An 18,392-nucleotide genomic window follows, 5' to 3' on the forward strand; every position below is an offset into this window, starting at 1 on the left:
TCATCCCAGTAGTTGCCGCGCTGCCCTGCCGATAATCTCAATTCCCCTACGGATATCCCCGTCAGCCACCCTGGAGAAGCCCAGGCGCAGCGTATTTTGTCCTGTTCCATTCGTGAAGAAGATATCCCCCGCTGTAAAAATAACCCCCCGCTCACGGCAGGCATCCAACAGCTCTCTTGTACTAAAGCCTTCGGGAAATGTTACAAAAAGATGCAGTCCGCCGTCTCCGCTTAGCCCAACATACGGCAAATACTCCTTGCAGCATTCCAGCGTCAGCTCGTATTTCCGTTTATATTCCGTTCGCGCTCGTTTGAGGTATTTTTCCAGATGGCCGCCGAGCAGATATTGATACAGAATGGATTGATCCAGCGTTGAAGTATGAATACTGCGGGCTCTTTTGACACTTTCCAGATAGTAGATCAGCTCCTGATCAGCCAGCACCCAGCCTACACGCAGTCCGGGAAACAACACCTTGGAGAAGCTTCCAAGATAGACGACGCTGTTCCCGCCGCCCGCGGCCGCGATTAACGGGGCTACATGTGAGCCCGAATAGCGCAGCTCTTCGTTGAAGCCGTCCTCGATGACCGGCACCTTGTACTCCGCCATCAGCTTCATCAGCCCTTGTCTTTTTTCGGGGGACATGACGATGCCGGTGGGATTGTGATAGGAAGGCACAAAATACGCGCAGTCATACTCCCGCTCCTCCAGCGCCCGTTTCAGTTCACCGAGGTAGATGCCGTCCCGCTCCATGGTTACTCCAGTGATATCAAATCCATTCAGCCGCATATTTTTGATCGCCGTATGATGGGTCGGATTCTCGCAGAGCACATGCCCGTGCTTCTGGCCAAGTGCGGACAGCACCAAATCGAAGCCTTCCGTAAAACCATTCGTAATCAGCATATCCTTGCCGCGCATATCCACGCCCTTATGCTCCATATATTGCCGCAAATAGTCTATTAAAGGCTTATACCCCTTGGCATAGCCATAGTTCAGCAGAACGTTGCCCTCTACGGACATGCGGTCCAGAAAGGCCCGCTTTACATTATCCAGATCAAACAGGCTCTCATCGGGCGCAATACTGGTAAAAGAAATCGTGCCCTTCTCCGCGCGGATTCCGCGCTTCATTATATCCAGTTCCTCCGCCAGCAGCGCGCGGCTGTTCATCCGCTCTTTCCAGTCCACGGTCCAGGAGGGGGCCGCTGCACTCTCAGTAGAGGCAGCAAGCGAAACATAACTTCCTTGACCCTGCACCGTATACGCAAAGCCGTCATCCGTAAGCCCCGCATAGGCGGAAATAATCGAATTGCGGCTGACTTTCAGCAGTGTGCTTAGCTCGCGTGTCGACGGAAGCTTCTGGCCGCCTTGGAGGGCGCCTTTTAGAATGAGATGCTTCAAATAATCCTTCACCTGAATATATACCGGACGTCCGGCAATGAGCTTGAAATCCTTAAACATGCTTCAATCGCCCCCATAGCTATCATGGCACAGTCGCCAGCGTAAAAAAAGAACCACAACCCCGGGATTTTCTTCCGGTGTGGTTCTATGACGGGATAACCCATGCGTCCCGCGGTGATATAGCTTTTTAATTACATAATGTGGGTACTTTTCTGGGCACCGAGTCTCTGCAGACCCACAGCTTCCCAGCTGTATACACGGCACACGGACTAATCAACGCCTGCATTATGGGATTCCTTCTAGTGCTTACACTTGTCTTAGGCTGAACGGTCTATTGAAAAAGGATTACCACTGCCACTTGCCTCCGCTCCGTACCAGTGTAAGTACTGCCGCCGTTCCAGGCGGCGGAGCGGCGGCAGTACGGAAAGTCACGTCCTCCAAAGCCCGTGCCAGCAGCTGGCGGATTACACCGCCGTGGGTCACCAGCAGCACACGCAAATGCAGCGGCTCTTCACTAGGGTGGTGGTCCGGAGCGGCAGTTTGGACGGCACTGTCTTCAGGGAGCAGGCTTAATTCAGCCTCATCCCCGCTTGCTTCGGCTGCCTGCCTTAGTTCCTTTAAAAACGAGTTCAGCCGCGCTTCGAACGCCTGCCAGGATTCCCCGTCAGGCGGCGTGACTTCGGCAGGATCATCAATCCAGCTTCGATAATCGAGATTATTCTGCAGCTGCTCATAAGTACAGCCCTCCCACGCGCCGAAGCTCATCTCACGCAAACGGGAATCATAAAGGGCCGACGCCTCAAGACCTGGTGCGATGCAAGCCAATGTCTCCCGGCATCTGCGCAAATCGCTGCAATATACCCGCCAGAAATCTCCGCGCAGTTCAGGCTGCTCCCTGAGCGCAGTCAACTCCTCCTGTGCTCCGGGCAGCAGAGGAAGATCTGTACTCCCCAGATAACGGCATTCCTTATTCCACTGTGTATGGCCATGGCGGAGAAGAACTAACTGGAGCTTGAGTACTTTGGGCAGTACTTTGGGCAGTACTTGATCCAGTTTTGGAGCCAGCACCAGTGCTTTCTCATCCCTCGGCCTTGGCTCTTTCCTTATCTCCTGCTCTAGCACTTGTTTTAGTTTTGACTCTTTTCCGTGCTTTTGCCTTTGCTGTTGTTCTTGCTTTTGCTCTTGCTCTTGCCTTTGTTCTTGCCCTTGCCTTTGTTCTTGCTCTTGCCTTTGTTCTTGCTCTTGCCTTTGTTCTTGCTCTTGCCTTTGTTCGCGCACATGCTCATGCTCATGCTCTTGTCCATGTCTTTGTCCATGTGTTAGATCTGTCATGCTCGCCGCTTAGCCTCCGATCCAAATCCATGCCAATGCTGCGCAGAAGCAGACGAATATTGCCGAAGAGAGCAGCATCAGCCGGGAGGTCACAATAATATCCTCCGGTTCCATAGCACGCAGCGGGTCCCCCATGTAAGCCCGGAACGAAGTGATGCCGTGATAGACATTTTCGCCTCCCAGCCGAATGCCCAGTGCTCCGGCAACTGCCGACTCCGGGTAGCCGCTGTTCGGACTGGGATGAAGGCGGGCATCGCGCAGTACGGTGCGCCAGCAGCCCCGCCAATCCAGCCGCAGCAGCCAGGCGCATAAGGTTAACAACAGCGCAGTGATTCGCGCCGGTATGTAATTGACCACATCATCGAGCCGGGCGGATGCCCAGCCGAGGTCGCGGTATTTGTCGTTCTTGTAGCCGACCATGGAATCCAGCGTGTTCACTGCACGGTAAGCCATAGCCAGCGGTGCACCGCCCAGCAGGGCGAAGAACAGAGGGGAAATAATCGCATCGACGATATTCTCCGCTACGGTTTCCACAGTGCCGCGGACAATCTCCGGGCTGTCCAGCCCAGCCGTATCGCGGCCGACGATCATCCCCAGCGCCCTGCGCGCTGCGGGATGATCACCCTTGCGCAGCTCGACGTATACGGCAAGCCCTGCCTCCTTCAATCCTTTGGCGGCAACCGTTGTGGAGAGCAGCCAAGCCCCGGCTGCCCAGCCGAGCCAAGGAGATACCCAGGATAGGAGTCCGACAAGGAGTGCTGTCAGCCCCCAGGCTCCGCCCGCCACCAGCAGCGGCAGCAGGACCCCGGCCCGCTTCAGACTCCGCGGCTGCGAGACAAAGCGGCGGATCAGCCGCTCGATCGCAGAAATCGCCTTCCCCATATACACTACGGGATGGGGAAAACTCCTTGGATCGCCTACGATCAGGTCCAGCACATAGGCTGCCAGCAATATTAAGGCAAGACTCACGGGCGCTCACCCCGCCGGGTTATCAGGAATTGGCTGCTCATTGCCCGCCCTTCCTAGCCTGCTCCTGTAGAGCAGATGGCACAGCTTGGGTCAGTCGAGCGGATGACACAGTTTGAGCCAGTGGAGCAGGTGGCACAGCTTGAGCCATGGAGGCGCTTTGGATGGCTTGCGCCTTGGAATCGTGCTGCACAACTTGATCTGTTTGAGCCGATATTACTGGTTCAGCCAATTGTTCCACCTTGGCTGGCTGCGCAGATTGCGCCGGCTGCACGGATTTCACCGACTGCAAGCTGCCTGTAACAGCGGCATACACTAGCCGGCCAATGGCGCCGCCAAGATCAGTCGCTGTTCCTGCGTAGACATGCTCCGCACCGTAGCGCACGCTTTGGCTCACGGCAAGCACAATCGCATCCGTGGTTGTGCCGGTTGCAATCAGGCCGTTCTCGGGATCGGTGACGCCGAGATCGGCCAGGGCGGCAGCTTTGGCTTCGGCTGCCGTCATTACAGCATTGACCATCGCCGCCGGAGTCAGCCGCCCGTCAATGCCGACCATAATATTGATCGTGCCGGGGCGGTAAGCCGCCAGCATGGGACGCTCCACCCCGGCACGCGCGGCATTGCCCGAAGCGGCCGTCACACAGCAAAAGATGCCTGCCGAGCCGGTATCTTCTTCTATCACAGCTGCGTGCTCCAGCGGCACAGCAGTCATAAGGCCCGCACAGCCTTCTTGCGGGTAGCCCCATTCGTGCAATTTAAGCTCCATATCCCGCACAGGATCGCTGCACTCGTAATCACGGCTGACAAATTGGTTGACGGCCCGCTGTAGACGCCCCATTCCCCCGCCGTACACCGCACTCGAAATCCCATCCGCCTCAGCCGGGAACTCCAGCAGCAGATGTCCTTCCTTCCATTCCAGCACAAGCCCCGGCCATACCCTGCTCAGGTACACAGTTTCCCCGCCGGTAAGATTAAAAGGGATTTTCACTTCATCCATCTTCTATCCGTCTCCCCTCACAGTTCTTTTCCAAACTCTATGTACAGCATCAGCCTTGTTTGCAGTTTCAACCTCGTTTACACTTCAGCTCCTTGTTCACAGCTTACTGCGGCTCCGTAACTCCTACTGTAATTGTACTCAAAAAGCGGGCAAGAAGAAGCGTGCCATCCAACCGATCTCCCTAAACATTGCCACACAAGGAGTGAATAACATAAAACTCTCATCGACGTTGGATTCTTGCTAAGTATTGAAGGACAGCCAGATCACTATGACTATGACTTTTATAAAAATAACCTTGCCTCTCAAACAAACCTTTTCTCCTCTAACCTGCCTCTTCTCAGCTAACCTACTTCTTCTCAACTAACATACTACTTCTCCTTTTACCTGCTTCTTCTTAGCTAACCTGCCTCTTCTCAGCTAACTTACTTCTTCCCCTCTAACCTACCTCTTCTCAGCTAACCTACTTCTTCTCTTCTAACCTACTTCTTCTCTTCTAACCTGCCTCTTCTCAGCTAACCTACTTCTTCCCCTCTAACCTGCTTCTTCTCATCCTCAGCTATAGGGATAACTGCATTCTGTACAACTAAAAGCACTCATTTCAGGAGGAAATTTGATTTAGTTGCACTCCGTACATCTAAAAAGCCCGGTTTCAGCAGAAATGTCCATTTCAGCTACTCTTAATTGCACAAAATACAAGTAACTCTCAAACTACCCTGCAGCCGCACCTGATAGTTGCAGAAAATACATCTATTCCTTAATCTCATCACACTCATATTAGCTTCTACAACCAGTAGATCCGCAAGCACATTGCAAATAGTTGCAGCTCGGATCGCTATGACTGCCCCCTCTGCTATTCTCTGTAGATTGTTAATGTTCGCAGCTTATGCCTCCTGCATATATCTGTCTAAGATGCAGCTCAGCCAATCATAAAAATTCCCCCTGCATAATCTCCGCCATCTGCCGGAGCAGCCGGGAATTGTCCTCGCGCCCCCGGACCGCGACGCGGATATGGCCGGGCCCCAGGCCGGCATACATGGCGCAGCTGCGCACCAGGATGCCACTGCGGCCCAGCCTGGCCTGCATTTCCTGCGCGGTCCATGGCGCAGGCAAGCCGGCGAGCAGGAAGTTGGCCTCGCCCGGCGGCACAGCGCAGCCGAGGTGCAGCAGACCCTGCCGCAGCACCTCCCGCTCCCCCGCGATTAACTCGCGGGTGCGTGCTTCATAGGCTTGCCCGCTACGCAGGCAAGCTTCCCCGGCCAGCAGCGCCAGGCCGTTCACGCTCCACGTCACCTGCTTGGCGGTCATTGCCGCCGCAAGCTCGGGATGCGCGACCGTGAATCCCAGGCGCAGCCCCGGGATGGCATAGAACTTCGTCATCGAGCGGATCAGCACCGACTGACGGTACTCCGCCAGCTCCGGCAGCAAAGATTGCCGCCGCTCCCCGGGAATGAAGTCGATGAACGCTTCATCGACCGCAAGAATGGCCCCGCAGCGCTCCGCCTTGCGTGCCAGCAGCCGGAGGTCGTCCAGCGAATACTGGACGCCGTTCGGATTGTTCGGCTGGCCGAGGAACAGCAGATCGACCTGCTCCAGCAGTCCGGCGATGCTCTGCACACCGGCCCGGTAATCCTGCTCCTTCGTTCCCTGAACGGACAAGACCTCCGCACCGAATTGCTCGGCAAGCTGGCGGTACTCGGAGAAGCAAGGCTCAATGATCCCTACCTTGCGCGGTGCTGCAGCCAGCAGTAGCAGCGCCATTGACTCTGCTGCCCCGTTGCCCACCGTAATCCAGCTGCTGTCCACTCCAAGACTCTCCGCCAGCAGCGACTTTAATCTGCGGTGTCCGGGATCGGGATAAGCCGTGACGGCTTGCCTGGAATCACGCAGCAGTTCAAGCACGCCGGGCGGCGGGCCCAGCGGGTTAATATTGGCGCTGAAATCAAGAAACAGGCCGTCCCCTACCCCATAGAGTTCCGCTGCTGTCAGCAAATCACCGCCGTGGCCATATTTTTCAAGCATAGTTCTGCACTCCCTCTGATCTTCCTCGCGGGTATGTTCTTCATTGACCCAATTATTGCCCCTTTGCCAAGAGTACGTCAATGCCCCGGCATCAGTGAATGCGCAGTTGGGCACTTCAGCACACACGGCTGCTTATATGAAGAATGTTTTCTATTTTGTGAAATGCAAGCTTTTAGTTTAGAATAAATGCAGTAGTTAATCATGCCTAAGCGGAGGAATACACTATGCTTTTTATCGATAACACAGGAATCACAGACGCATCGATTAATCTGGCGATTGAAGAGTTTGCGCTTAAAAACCTGCCGATGGACGAAAGCTATCTGCTCTTTTATATCAACAGTCCGTCCATCATCATCGGCAAACACCAGAATACGATTGAAGAGATCAACCAGGAGTATGTAAAAGACAACAACATCCAGGTCGTGCGGCGGTTGTCCGGCGGCGGGGCTGTCTATCATGACCTCGGCAATCTCAACTTCAGCTTCATTACCAAAGACGACGGGCAGTCGTTTCATAACTTTCTCAAATTCACCCAGCCGGTCATCGACTATCTGCAGTCCATGGGTGTAAATGCCGAGCTTAGCGGGCGCAATGACCTTCAGGTCGGCGAGCAAAAAATCTCCGGAAATGCCCAATTCTCCACACGCGGACGGATGTTCAGCCATGGAACCTTGATGTTCAACCTCAATTTGGATGATGTGCAGGCTTCGCTCAATGTCAATCCGGAGAAATTCAAATCCAAGAGCACCAAATCCGTGCGCAGCCGTGTAGCCAACATTAAGGAGCTGCTCGGCACTGAAATGACGATTGAGGAATTCCGCGAAGGCCTGCTGCGTTCCATCTTTGGCATGGAGCCTTCCGAGGTTCCACAGTACAAGCTGACCATGGACGACTGGGTACGGATCAATGAAATTTCCAAGGAGCATTACCAGAACTGGGATTGGAACTATGGCTTGTCGCCGAAGAGCAATGTGAAGCATACCCGCAAATTCCCGGCAGGACTTGTCGATATCCGCATGGATATTGAAGACTCCATTATTCAAGAGATCAAAATTTATGGTGACTTCTTCGGCGTCGGCGATGTGGCAGACGTAGAGAACGCGCTGCGCGGCAAACGTTATGAGCAAGCTGAGGTCAGAGACGCTCTGTCCGGGCTCGATCTGAAGCATTATTTCGGCCGCATTGAGCCGGAGGACTTTATCGGGCTTATTTTCCTGGAAGAATAGCTTTTCGCAAGTGGAAACGGCTTTGCCGTCCTTTTTAAGGACGGTACCGTTTCAGCGAGAAATAGAAGGATAAGTTATCGTGTGAAACATATAAATTCTTATATTTGAACAAGAACCAGCCAAGCTCCATTAACCGGAGTCTGGCTGGTTTTTTAATGAAACAGCGGTTTCCAGCGCCGTTCCTTCCTCTCTTCACATTCAGCTATGCTTTGGAAAGCTTGCGCTTCTGGTACAGCAAAAGTCCTGTTACAAAATATATTACGGTGAGCAGCGCAATCATTATGAAATCAAACCATACCTCATGTAAGCCTGCTCCATCGTTCAAAATGTGATTAAAAGCATTGGCGGTATGCGTAAGCGGCAATAAATCTGTGATCCCAAAGGAATGCCCGTGAATTGTAAATATACTCATCTTCGGCAGGGGGAACATGCTCCCTGAAAAAAACATTAGAATAAAGAAAGGAAAACAGCCGACAGTTAAAACATCAAAAACAGTATTCAGGAAGCTTGCTACCACTAAGCTTATAGCAACCATGGAGAAGCTCGACAGGATCCCAACGACAAGGATGGCGCCAAATCCTCCTGCCGGTCTGTAGCCTAACCCAAGCGCCGTCCAGTAGGACAGAACAATGGCCCCTGCTGCTACGATGGCTTGCGTAATACATATACCGGCAAGGAAATTGAAGGCTCCAAGACGGCTGAGCTTCAACCTTATAAGTGTCTTCTTATCATTTTCCTTTACAATGGAAGCTGTGGCTGTAAACAGGATCATTAAAACAGCCAAAGAGATTAAACCCGGAACATAACCTTCAAATTCGTTCAACGGCTGTTTTTTCTCCAGAAAAGTTTCATTTATACTTGCGGGCAATATTATTTTCGCTGCATCCATCCCCTGTTTGCTTACAGCATCTGCCACCCATACCGCCGCAACCGGATATCGCATATTCCCCATACTTCCATAAAAGTTTATTTGAGCAGGGTCTGCATTGTTCCCGGCAGCCTTGCCGGCTGATTTGTCAGAATAATCTTCAGGGATCACGATTCCTATATCTACGGCCTTTTCCTTAATCTTTGCCCTTAATGGCTCCTCGCCACCGAAACCGGTTACATTAAATAGTTGCGAGTTGCCCTGCCCCTTCATATTCTCCAGATTGCTGATTAATTCGATGGACGCGTGGCCTGAATCCAAATTCAGAACGCCTAAATGATAGGTGGTAGGCCCTCCCCCGTAAAAAAGGTTCATCAGTACTAAAAAGAACGGAGAGAACATCAAAACCATCGCGAGAACTTTCCAATCCCTTATGTTTTCCTTAAAGGATTTGGTAACCGAAGCCGCCAGTCTCATTCCCGCAGCCCCCTTCCAGTCAGAGCAATAAATGCATCCTCAAGCGTCCGCTTCCGGATCGTCATATCCTCTATATGTATGTTAAAAGCTTGCAATCTCTGGTTCACCTTCGGAATAAGCTCAAGAACTCCACCCGCCCCCAGCAAAAATAATCCATCCGAATAGGTTCGCTCTGTACATTCATCCGGCATTGACTTCAGGACTTGATGGGCCAAATCTGCGCTTACCCCATTTACCCGTATCTGCAGAAGTTCTCCCTCCCCGGATTTTGCCTTGAGCTTCTCAGGAGTGTCTATCAAAAGCACCTTCCCATGGTCCATGATGGCCACCCTGTCTGAAAGTCTATCGGCTTCATCCATGTCATGTGTAGTGAGGATCACCGTTTTTTCTTGTGCCAGCTGTCTGATGAAGTCACGTACGAGTATTCTGCTCTGGGGATCAAGCCCTGCCTGAGGTTCATCCAAAATAATCAGCTTCGGGTCATGGACAAGTGCCAGCGCGATATTGAGTCTTCTTTGCATTCCGCCTGACAGCGTCTTGGCAAGCTTATTTCTTTTCTCCCAAAGTCCAAGCGATTGCAGCAGGCTTTCTGCCTTATTACCGGCTGCTCTGGAACTTAGCCCGTAGGCCATACCGGCAAATTTCAATTGTTCAAGGCAGGTAAGCAGCTCCCAGATGACAATTTCCTGCGGACACAGCCCTATCATCCCTTTTACACGCTCATAGCCGGAGGACATGGAGATTCCATTTACAGTAATACGGCCTGAATCCACTTTGAGAAGACCGCACAGCATTCTTATGGTAGTCGTCTTACCGGCACCATTGGGTCCAAGCAACCCGAATACCTCTCCCTTGCGAACCGAAAAGCTTACATTGTCTACTGCGGGCAGTTCACCATATGTTTTGCTTAATCCTTCTACAGAAAGAAAGTTCTCATGCTCCATACATTGGATTACTCCTTTCGTTTATTTCAGCCAGACCTGTTCAAACCGTTCAACCAGAAGCTCAATATCCTCCTCAGGATGAATCATCGCATAAGAAACAACCCCATCGAGTGCCCCCATCAAGGAGATCCCATAGGCTTCAGGGTCCCTCAGATCAGCCTCTCCGGATTCCATTGCTTTTTGAAACATCCCTATAAGGAACGCGGTACTTTGATTTACATATTCTCTGTAATACTCCATAAGGGCCGGAGCTTGCAAAGCCTTTGACATCGATAAGAAAAAAAAGCTCAATTCTCTTGGCCTGCTTGCCCAATAGTTCAGATATTCTTTAATATATTGTCTTAATCCATCCATAACACTGCTATTCGAGTAAGCCTTTTCTGCCATTTCCATGATTGGCTCCGAAAGCTTCTGATTCGCCTCCATCAGGAGGACTTCCTTATTGGGAAAATGATGATAAAAGCCGCCTTTGCTGACACCGGCCCGCTTGGCTATAGCATCTACAGATGCGCCATCATAGCCCTTTTCAAGAAACTCTTCTACGGCTGCCATGAGCAGAGACTCCACTCTATGTTCCTTTAACTGTTTTTTTGTCATATTCCGTTCTCCATTCCGACCGTCGGTATGTTCAATATAACAAGGACTATTGGTGATATCTGTGAATTAATTAACACCTTGCTCAAGAAGGACGAGAAAAAAGGCTCCCCGCTGCTTGCAGCGGAAAGCCTTCAGTGCCCCAGGAGGGGCTTCGCCCGTCTCAAGGGGTGAGTACAAATGCATAAATGACCAGTATAAGCGTAAACACAATACAGAGATTCTCTACTGCATTGCCCTTCTTCGTGCCGGTGCTCATCAGCTTAAGCCGAAGCTTGAAGGGGATCGGAGGCAGCGGGGTAATTCCGCGCTGAGTCAACGAATCCGCCAGCAGATGCAGCGCATAGGACAGGCCGCCGGCAATCCACAGGCTGCCGCCGTCATTCATTTCCAGGGAAGCAAAATAGAGCAGCGCTCCCCACCCGGCCACGGCGTAGAGTGTATGTGTCAGCCCGCGGTGCGGGACCACGGAGGACACGACCAGCACGCAGGCGGCAATGTAGTTCCACGGGTCGTAATCGTCCGCGAACGCGAACAGTGCCAGCGCAATCAGCAGCATGACGAGATGCCGGAGCCTCCTGCCCGGCAGGAAGGACACGCTGCCCACCAGCAGCGCCAGGGCGATATTCCAGGGCGGAGCTGCAACCTCAGCAAAATAGAGATACACCGCTGCTCCGATCAGAGCCACCTGCAGGATGCGCAGCAGGAATTCGGGAATCGCCTTGCGCACCAGCAATGAATTCGGCTCATCAATATCGGGGAGAAGTGCGCTGACCGCCGCCACGGCGATCGCCGGAATCGTGATTTCATAGCCGAGCAGATTCATAACAGAGAGGGTAACCCCGGTGCTGATTACTAAATGGGATTTGCCCATCATAGAGAACCGCTCCTTTCTAAGTTGTCGAAATAAGAACAAGTGTGCGGTTATCGAAGTATACCAAGGTCTGGATTTTTTGTCCAGCCTGGCCTGAATGATTGAGCTTCACTCCTTATACCAGCTGGCCTTTTGCGCAGTTTCGGCTTGTCCTTCCCCCTGTTTTAGGATACAATTTGGACAACTTGATACAGCAACTGAACTCTATCTAACCCTTCTTATAATCCAGGAAAGGATGACCACTGTGACCCGCTCCCGAATCGCCGATCTCAGTCTGCTGCTGGTAGCGATGATGTGGGGCTCAACGTTTCTGATTGTACAGCATGCCGTCAGAGTGCTGCCGCCTCTCGCTTTTAACAGTATCCGGTTTACGGGTGCCGCTCTGCTGCTGGCGCTGATTACCGCTGTTTTTTACCGCCATGAATGGAAAAAGCTAAGCTGGCGCATGGTGGGCCACTCCCTGCTGCTCGGCCTTTTTTTGTTTATGGGCTATGGCTTTCAGACGATGGGCCTGCTGTACACGACCACTTCCAACACCGGATTCATTACCGGTCTGTCGGTGGTGCTTGTCCCCTTCCTGTCCTTGGCGCTGCTGAAACACGCTATATCCCGTTATACCTGGTTTAGTGCAATCCTGGCGGTGGCGGGACTTTATCTGCTGACCTTTACCGGCTCGGCATTCTCCCTGAATAAAGGCGACGGCCTGATTCTGCTCTGTGCTGTCGCCTTTGCGCTGCAGGTTGCCTATACTGGCGTGTATGCTCCGCGTTATCCGGCGCTGCCGCTGGCGACGCTGCAGCTCGCTTTTGTCGGACTGTTCAGCATTGTGGCTTCGCTCCTTGTGGACGGAACCGCACCGCTGGCTCACAGCGGAGCGCTGATCCTGAAACCGGATGTGCTGTGGGCGCTGCTGATATCCATTGGCCCGACGAGCGCGTTTGCCTTCTGGATTCAGACCGCCTGCCAAAAGTACACCACCCCGTCACGGGTAGCCATCATTTACGCTACGGAGCCGGTATTCGCCGTCTTGACCGGCCTTGCCTTCGGCGGTGAGACACTAGGCATCTCCGCTGGTTTCGGCTGCCTCTGCATCCTTGCGGCCATGCTAATGGCGGAGCTCAGCCCTGAACCGGCCAGGAACGGAGTTCTGCAGCAGGATAGAAACTGAGCCTGAAGCAGGACTGAACAGCAGTACAAACCACCGCCACAAGCCGGAAATACAAATACAAATAGATAAAACTAAGGAGAGAACCACACACATGTACAAATTGATTGCTATCGATATTGACGACACCCTGATCAATGATGAGAAAGAAGTAACTCCCGCAACACAGACCGCACTGGAACAGGCCGTTGCCGCAGGCGTTGTCGTAACTTTGGCTACCGGTCGAGCTTATGCTTCAGCACAAGCCATCGCCCGTCAAACGGGACTGAATGTGCCAATCATCACCTATCAAGGCGCATTGGTGAAGAACCTGATGGATGAAAAAGTACTGTACGAACGTTATGTCCCGCAGGATGCCGTACGCAAGCTGTTCACCTACTGTGTGGAGCATGACCTGCACCTGCAGACTTATATTGACGACAAGCTGTATGCCCGCGAAGAGAACCAGAAGCTGATTGATTACTCCGCGCTGAACGGAACTCAATACTATATTGAGCCGGATTGGGAAAAGCTCGTTCCACAAAAAACGCCAAAAATGCTCATCATCGACGATCCCGCATTCCTGGACGAACTGTCGCCAATTCTGCGTGAGCTGCTGGGCGATTCCGTCCACATCACGAAGTCGAAGCCGCATTTCCTGGAAATCATGCATCATGAAGGCACCAAAGGCCTGGCGCTTGAGTTCCTTGCGGCCCACTTCGGCTGCGAGCTGTCCGAAACCATTGCTGTGGGAGATTCCTGGAACGACCACGAAATGCTGGAAGCTGCCGGACTCGGCGTCGCTATGGCCAATTCCATTCCTGCGCTGAAGGAGATCGCTGATTTCATTACACTCAGCAATAACGAAGACGGTGTGAAGTTCGCTATTGATAAATTTATTCTGAATAACGTAGAAGCTTAAGCTGAGGTAAACCTTAGGTAGTGTGCTGTAATGATAGGGAATGCGGATGATTCGGCGGGAACCGGGATTTTGAAGTGTGCGATTGAAGATCGCATAAGTAACCCCCTGCTTAAATGTATTTGCTGCAACTATTTGGGGCAAAAACGATTGATTTTGAGAAATAGTTGTATTCCGTGCAATTAAAAAAAACGAAGACCTGCATTTTAGCCGGAATCCGCCTATTTAAATGTACAAAGTGCAACTATTCCCCAATTGCTACCGAAGAGTAAAGATATAGTTGTATGAAATACAGTTAACCGCAATTGCGATTAAACAGATCACTCAGTCTGTACGATGAACCGCTCATTACCTGACTGCTGATTACTCAACTAACTAATAATACGCGTTCTGTCGCTCAGGGCCGCATTGGTGCTACTGTATATCGCATATTTATTCTCCGCCCTGGCCATTATGCAAAAGGGTGCTTAGTCCCGGGTCTGCAGACCTTGACTAAGCACCCTTTTGTTGTCCAGCGTGGCACAGCTAGCAGCATGCCGGGAAATCTACTGGCTCCGCGCCTATCATCATCGCTTTTACCTCACCAGCACACCCGCTCCGTACCTGTCATATGGCCTCTACCCCGCCAGCTCCCGCTCTCCGCCGCCAGTGAGCTCCTGCGCTATGCTCCAGTCCTCCAAGACCATCTCCCTCTTCCAGCTCCAGCTGGGAATGATAGAGTCCATGGTAACGCCCCTCAGCAGCAAGCAGCTCATCATGGCTGCCGCGCTCCACAATCTCTCCGTTCTCCATCACCAGGATGACATCGGCGTTCTGGACCGTTGAGAGCCGATGGGCGATGACGATCGTTGTTTTGTTCTTCATCAGCTTGCGGATTGCTTGCTGGACCATTTTCTCTGAGTAGTGAAAACTAATACAGTATAGATCCCCTTGTGCCTCAACATGTATGTACTTAACCTCGAAAATACCCCTTTCCGCTTCAAAACATCTCCTCCTTTAAAATTCAGCCCCCCGCACCTTTGCATATACCTTGCTGTCATGCAGCTCCCCGTCCGTGCCGCGGTTGCTCTTACGCAGAATACCGTCCAGCTTAAATCCCGCCCGTTCGGCTACAGCTGCGCTTCTGGCATTTCTTGCACTGCAGCGGATTTCGATGCGGTTCGCCTCAAGCTCCCTGATGGCAAAATCGGTGATTCCGTTCACCGCCTCCGTGATATAGCCCTGGCCCGTGCAAGAGCTTCTGATCCAATAGCCGATCTCAAAAGCGCGGATATCCCAGTCGATATGATGCAGGCCGCTGCAGCCAATGAATGTACCGTCAGCTTTGTTGAAAATGTGCATATTGAGCATGGAACGTTTCAGAAAGTCCAACCGCGACTCCCTAACGTATTGCTCGGATTCCTCCAGTGTAGGCATGCTCTGGGCGAAGGGCATCCACGGCTTCAATTCATTCAAGCTTTCTCCAATACCTTCATTTACCGCAGCCCCATCCCCCCAGAGCGGAGCACGGATAAGCAGGCGTTCGGTTTCCAGACTTTCCGGAATATCAAGCATAATTGGAATCAATGGTTTAGTCATAACCGTTCAGTTAGCCTCCTTAGAAAATTGTTCATCAAAAACCCAGAACAGCATATTTTATCCTCCTTATTGTAGTTCTTCTGTAACTTTCTGAAAATAAAAACTAATACACTGCATACAAAAGAGAGTAGGATGAGGCAAATGGTGAAGGGCCACTTATCTGCGGGATGAGCATAACCCTGCCGCTGTCGCCGCTGCATTGGCGAAAGTGCTGCACAAGGTGCGTACTCTATTCCTTACTCCGAACGTGTGAGCGGGAGTCTTAGGCCCGTAACCGCCAGCGTCACATTTTCCGGCAAAATATAAGCTTTTCTCAGATCCACATCATGCGACATATGTGTATACACGGCGTGTGCCGGCTGAACTGTCCGCAGCAGATCTGCTGCTTCCGTCATATCGTAAACAGAGCGGGTCGACAGCTCCGCCGCCTCATAATAAAAGCTTGTACCCAGTACCAGCAGATCCAGGCCATGCATGCGCTCCGTTTCCTGCGGTGTAAGGGAGATGGAATCCGGACAATATACCCACTTATACCCCTCCTTCTCCAAGCGGAAGGCGTAGGAGTATCCGTTTTTGCCGTGATTCACTTTCCATGTGTCGATCTGCCAGCCATCCAGCTCGATCCCGTCATCGCACGGTATCATCTCTATATTGCGGTCCAGCCATGGATATTGCCGCAGAATCACCGGAATCACCTCCGCAGGCGCGTACAGCTCCCCTTTATATCCCATCCAGCGGCAGGCATCTGCCCATTCGGGCAATCCGCCAATATGGTCAAAATGAGCATGAGTCACCAGCAGCCTGCGCATGGTACGTTGACCAAGCGATTCCATCTGCCGCCGCCAGTCCGGACCACAGTCAATCGCCAAAAAATCACTGCCGTTATCTATAAGCACGGAGGAGCGAAGCCGCACATTCAGCCCGCCCGCTCTAGCCTCCATGCAGGTCTCACAGCTGCAATATACCCGGGGAACGCCCATTGCGTCGCCTGTCCCCAAAAACACCAAGTTATCCATCTCTAATCTCTCCTTCAGTTCCCGGTGCGGAAGTTTAAGTAACCCCCATTATAGTACATCTCCCTCTTCATCTCATTATTATTAAAGCTCTCCATGCAACAAGCATATTTAGCACAGCGGTGAAAGGGGGTAGCTGTTAATGTAAAATGTGGATTTCAAGAACGCATACAGGAGGTTATTTTCATGGAAGACTGTTTGATCTGCAGACGGATTGACATGATTAAAGAAGACACCAATCCCTACTTCGTAGCTGAGCTCGAAACCGGCTATGTGGTCATTGGCGACCATCAGTATTTTGAAGGCTACACTCTTTTCCTCTGCAAGGAACATAAACGGGAGCTTCACGAACTGGACAGCGGCTTCAAGCAGAAGTTTCTTATGGAAATGAGTAAAGTCGCCGAGGCGGTCAACATAGCTTTTGAACCGGATAAGCTGAACTATGAACTGCTTGGCAACGGTGATTCACATATACACTGGCATATCTTCCCTAGAAGATTAACAGAACCGAATCCTACTCATCCTGTTTGGTGGACGCCCAGAGAGACGATGTATTCCGAAAGTGTCAGACCAAGTCATGAGGCATTGGAAGAATTGAAGCATAAACTGCGGGGAGCGTTGGAGAAGTTGTAGGCTGACAAGTATAGGCTTAAAGATTACATATAAAAACAGAGCAAAGACCGCCCTCTGCGATGAGGTACGGTCTTATTTGCTGCAGCTTAGGCAACGCAATCCTATCCGTATGGGCTATATTCCCGCCAGTACCTGGTACCAGACTCCACGTTTGGCGTAGAGTGTGCTGCGCACTTCATCCCAGCCGCCAAGATACTGAATATCAAAAAGCCCAGCCGGGACAGGATAATGGTCCGCATTCTCCGCATACACCTGCTCATTCACCGGACGGAAGCCGTATTCGGCGAAGACCTCCTGGGCCTCCCGGGTTGTCAGGAAGTCCACCAGCGCCTCCGCCGCCTCGCGGGTTCCATGCTCTTCCGCGTATTTGTCCACGACCGCCGCAGGATTCTCGATCAGGATCGTATTCTGTGGAATAATAACCTCATAATTTACACCCTGGGCAATCCGCGCCAGCAGCTCATTCTCATAGGTGACGATAACATCGCCCACGCCGTATTCAAAGGCAGCCATCGAAGCCCGCCCGCTTTTGTCCAGAGATTCTACGTTCGCGTGTATGCTCTCCAAAAAAGCTTTGGCGGCAGCAGGGTCTTTCACCCCTTCTTGCGCCTCAGACAGCTTGAGACCCGCCCCATAGATGGCATTGATATCCCACTGTGCTCCGCCAGAGGTCTTCGGATTGGGATACAGCACCTTAACGCCGGGCTTCGCCAAATCAGCAAAGTCGTGAATTCCCTTCGGGTTGCCTTCGCGTGTCCCTAGAGCGACAACCGAGCGGGTCACCATCCCGGCTTCTCCCCGCTCCTTCCAAGTTTTCTCTACCAGCCCTGCCTTCACCAGCTTGTCGACATCACCTTCCATGGCCAGCAGCGTCACATCGGCTTCGAACCCGCCGGCAATTGCCCGGGCCTGGGTCCCCGAAGCCTCATAGGATTCCTGAAAGGCGATAGTCTGGCCAGTCTCCACCTTCCACTTCGCTGCGAACAACGGCAGAATATCGCCCATCGCGTCTTTAGCCACACTATAGGCACCGACCACAAGCGTCAGGTCTCCTTGCTGGGGAGTTTCCTCCGCTGCGGTGTCCTGTTCCTTCGCGCAGCCGGCAAGGGCCAGCGCGAGCAATACCAGCATTAAGGCAGCTAGCCATCCGTGCAGTTGTCTGCTCCTTTTGAAAAGCCTCATACCGGCTCCACATCCTTCGGGGTGTTGGGTTTGAAAAATCCGTGTTGACGCTTGGCTCGGGAGAATTCGCCTATCGTGCAACAAACAGCGGATATAAGCTGTACTTCAAGCACTGCTCAAAGGCTCGCTCACAACTGCGGTGAATATTTGGACTTCCGGTCGCTGTCGCTCCTACAGTTCCAAAATTCCCCTCCGTTGCTTCTCAGCCCTATCCGCTTTGTATAGTACCTC

18 protein-coding genes are annotated in these 18,392 nt (G+C 52.2%); 4 read left to right on the forward strand and 14 right to left on the reverse strand.

What is annotated here, in order from left to right:
- From NYE29_RS02975 to cobD, 6 genes are all read right to left on the reverse strand, one after another.
- Entirely contained in the window at nt 1-1,455 is a 1,455-nt protein-coding gene (locus NYE29_RS02975) for an aminotransferase-like domain-containing protein (protein ID WP_340894294.1), read from the reverse strand.
- 285 nt (nt 1,456-1,740) lie between these two features.
- Nucleotides 1,741-2,463 carry a histidine phosphatase family protein gene (locus tag NYE29_RS02980; protein WP_340894296.1) on the reverse strand — a complete coding sequence of 241 codons (723 nt, stop codon included), beginning with the start codon at nt 2,461-2,463 and terminating at the stop codon, nt 1,741-1,743.
- Nucleotides 2,464-2,522: 59 nt separating this feature from the next.
- Nucleotides 2,523-2,711: a hypothetical protein gene (locus NYE29_RS02985; protein ID WP_340894298.1), complete on the reverse strand. Its 189-nt coding sequence runs from the start codon at nt 2,709-2,711 to the stop codon at nt 2,523-2,525.
- Nucleotides 2,712-2,736: 25 nt separating this feature from the next.
- Nucleotides 2,737-3,696 (reverse strand): adenosylcobinamide-phosphate synthase CbiB, encoded by a 960-nt coding sequence (cbiB, locus tag NYE29_RS02990; protein ID WP_340894301.1) that lies wholly within the window; start codon nt 3,694-3,696, stop codon nt 2,737-2,739.
- Between the two features lie 37 nt (nt 3,697-3,733).
- On the reverse strand, nt 3,734-4,690 hold the full coding sequence (locus NYE29_RS02995) for an adenosylcobinamide amidohydrolase (RefSeq protein WP_340894302.1): 957 nt from the start codon (nt 4,688-4,690) through the stop codon (nt 3,734-3,736).
- A 924-nt stretch (nt 4,691-5,614) separates the two neighbouring features.
- Entirely contained in the window at nt 5,615-6,709 is a 1,095-nt protein-coding gene (cobD, locus tag NYE29_RS03000; protein WP_340899593.1) for a threonine-phosphate decarboxylase CobD, read from the reverse strand.
- Nucleotides 6,710-6,933: 224 nt separating this feature from the next.
- Here cobD and NYE29_RS03005 point away from each other — a divergent pair, with 224 nt between their 5' ends.
- The gene (locus NYE29_RS03005; protein WP_038587155.1) at nt 6,934-7,935 is read left to right on the forward strand and encodes a lipoate--protein ligase; all 1,002 of its coding nucleotides are present in this window, start codon (nt 6,934-6,936) and stop codon (nt 7,933-7,935) included.
- A 202-nt stretch (nt 7,936-8,137) separates the two neighbouring features.
- On the opposite strand, the gene NYE29_RS03010 is transcribed toward NYE29_RS03005, so the two are convergent.
- The 4 genes from NYE29_RS03010 to NYE29_RS03025 form a co-directional block, all read right to left on the reverse strand.
- On the reverse strand, nt 8,138-9,280 hold the full coding sequence (locus NYE29_RS03010; RefSeq protein WP_340894304.1) for an ABC transporter permease: 1,143 nt from the start codon (nt 9,278-9,280) through the stop codon (nt 8,138-8,140).
- The gene (locus NYE29_RS03015) at nt 9,277-10,224 is read right to left on the reverse strand and encodes an ABC transporter ATP-binding protein (protein ID WP_340894306.1); all 948 of its coding nucleotides are present in this window, start codon (nt 10,222-10,224) and stop codon (nt 9,277-9,279) included. The genes NYE29_RS03010 and NYE29_RS03015 overlap by 4 nt, the downstream gene beginning before the upstream one ends.
- 21 nt (nt 10,225-10,245) lie before the next feature.
- Nucleotides 10,246-10,821 (reverse strand): TetR/AcrR family transcriptional regulator, encoded by a 576-nt coding sequence (locus NYE29_RS03020; protein WP_340894308.1) that lies wholly within the window; start codon nt 10,819-10,821, stop codon nt 10,246-10,248.
- A gap of 160 nt (nt 10,822-10,981) precedes the next feature.
- Entirely contained in the window at nt 10,982-11,695 is a 714-nt protein-coding gene (locus NYE29_RS03025) for a metal-dependent hydrolase (protein WP_340894310.1), read from the reverse strand.
- Nucleotides 11,696-11,936: 241 nt separating this feature from the next.
- Between NYE29_RS03025 and NYE29_RS03030 the strand changes: the two genes are divergently transcribed.
- Both NYE29_RS03030 and NYE29_RS03035 read left to right on the forward strand, forming a co-directional pair.
- On the forward strand, nt 11,937-12,860 hold the full coding sequence (locus tag NYE29_RS03030; RefSeq protein ID WP_076114626.1) for a DMT family transporter: 924 nt from the start codon (nt 11,937-11,939) through the stop codon (nt 12,858-12,860).
- Nucleotides 12,861-12,951: 91 nt separating this feature from the next.
- Nucleotides 12,952-13,758 carry a Cof-type HAD-IIB family hydrolase gene (locus NYE29_RS03035; protein ID WP_038587139.1) on the forward strand — a complete coding sequence of 269 codons (807 nt, stop codon included), beginning with the start codon at nt 12,952-12,954 and terminating at the stop codon, nt 13,756-13,758.
- A 603-nt stretch (nt 13,759-14,361) separates the two neighbouring features.
- Here NYE29_RS03035 and NYE29_RS03040 read toward each other — a convergent pair.
- From NYE29_RS03040 to NYE29_RS03050, 3 genes are all read right to left on the reverse strand, one after another.
- Nucleotides 14,362-14,619, reverse strand: a complete 258-nt coding sequence (locus NYE29_RS03040) for a hypothetical protein (RefSeq protein WP_340894315.1) — start codon at nt 14,617-14,619, stop codon at nt 14,362-14,364.
- A 132-nt stretch (nt 14,620-14,751) separates the two neighbouring features.
- Nucleotides 14,752-15,333, reverse strand: coding sequence for a GNAT family N-acetyltransferase (locus tag NYE29_RS03045; RefSeq protein ID WP_340894317.1), 582 nt, complete (start codon nt 15,331-15,333; stop codon nt 14,752-14,754).
- A 236-nt stretch (nt 15,334-15,569) separates the two neighbouring features.
- Nucleotides 15,570-16,349 carry an MBL fold metallo-hydrolase gene (locus tag NYE29_RS03050; protein WP_340894318.1) on the reverse strand — a complete coding sequence of 260 codons (780 nt, stop codon included), beginning with the start codon at nt 16,347-16,349 and terminating at the stop codon, nt 15,570-15,572.
- Nucleotides 16,350-16,532: 183 nt separating this feature from the next.
- On the opposite strand from NYE29_RS03050, the gene NYE29_RS03055 reads away from it, so the two are divergent.
- Nucleotides 16,533-16,979, forward strand: coding sequence for an HIT family protein (locus NYE29_RS03055; protein WP_038587134.1), 447 nt, complete (start codon nt 16,533-16,535; stop codon nt 16,977-16,979).
- 114 nt (nt 16,980-17,093) lie between these two features.
- On the opposite strand, the gene NYE29_RS03060 is transcribed toward NYE29_RS03055, so the two are convergent.
- A complete protein-coding gene (locus NYE29_RS03060) occupies nt 17,094-18,161 on the reverse strand; it encodes a sulfate ABC transporter substrate-binding protein (protein ID WP_445322149.1) in 1,068 nt (355 codons plus the stop codon).
- Between the last annotated feature and the right edge of the window lie 231 nt (nt 18,162-18,392).

The organism is Paenibacillus sp. FSL M7-1046 (assembly GCF_038007405.1).
Lineage (GTDB): Bacteria > Bacillota > Bacilli > Paenibacillales > Paenibacillaceae > Paenibacillus_AQ.

Excerpts from the sequence above, each read along its gene's own strand:
- NYE29_RS02975 (WP_340894294.1), bottom strand. The coding sequence starts at position 1,455 with ATGTTTAAGGATTTCAAGCTCATTGCCGGACGTCCGGTATATATTCAG.
- NYE29_RS02985 (WP_340894298.1), bottom strand. The coding sequence starts at position 2,711 with ATGGACAAAGACATGGACAAGAGCATGAGCATGAGCATGTGCGCGAAC.
- NYE29_RS02995 (WP_340894302.1), bottom strand. The coding sequence starts at position 4,690 with ATGGATGAAGTGAAAATCCCTTTTAATCTTACCGGCGGGGAAACTGTG.
- cobD (WP_340899593.1), bottom strand. The coding sequence starts at position 6,709 with ATGCTTGAAAAATATGGCCACGGCGGTGATTTGCTGACAGCAGCGGAA.
- NYE29_RS03005 (WP_038587155.1), top strand. The coding sequence starts at position 6,934 with ATGCTTTTTATCGATAACACAGGAATCACAGACGCATCGATTAATCTG.
- NYE29_RS03010 (WP_340894304.1), bottom strand. The coding sequence starts at position 9,280 with ATGAGACTGGCGGCTTCGGTTACCAAATCCTTTAAGGAAAACATAAGG.
- NYE29_RS03015 (WP_340894306.1), bottom strand. The coding sequence starts at position 10,224 with ATGGAGCATGAGAACTTTCTTTCTGTAGAAGGATTAAGCAAAACATAT.
- NYE29_RS03020 (WP_340894308.1), bottom strand. The coding sequence starts at position 10,821 with ATGACAAAAAAACAGTTAAAGGAACATAGAGTGGAGTCTCTGCTCATG.
- NYE29_RS03025 (WP_340894310.1), bottom strand. The coding sequence starts at position 11,695 with ATGATGGGCAAATCCCATTTAGTAATCAGCACCGGGGTTACCCTCTCT.
- NYE29_RS03035 (WP_038587139.1), top strand. The coding sequence starts at position 12,952 with ATGTACAAATTGATTGCTATCGATATTGACGACACCCTGATCAATGAT.
- NYE29_RS03040 (WP_340894315.1), bottom strand. The coding sequence starts at position 14,619 with ATGAAGAACAAAACAACGATCGTCATCGCCCATCGGCTCTCAACGGTC.
- NYE29_RS03045 (WP_340894317.1), bottom strand. The coding sequence starts at position 15,333 with ATGACTAAACCATTGATTCCAATTATGCTTGATATTCCGGAAAGTCTG.
- NYE29_RS03050 (WP_340894318.1), bottom strand. The coding sequence starts at position 16,349 with ATGGATAACTTGGTGTTTTTGGGGACAGGCGACGCAATGGGCGTTCCC.
- NYE29_RS03055 (WP_038587134.1), top strand. The coding sequence starts at position 16,533 with ATGGAAGACTGTTTGATCTGCAGACGGATTGACATGATTAAAGAAGAC.
- NYE29_RS03060 (WP_445322149.1), bottom strand. The coding sequence starts at position 18,161 with ATGAGGCTTTTCAAAAGGAGCAGACAACTGCACGGATGGCTAGCTGCC.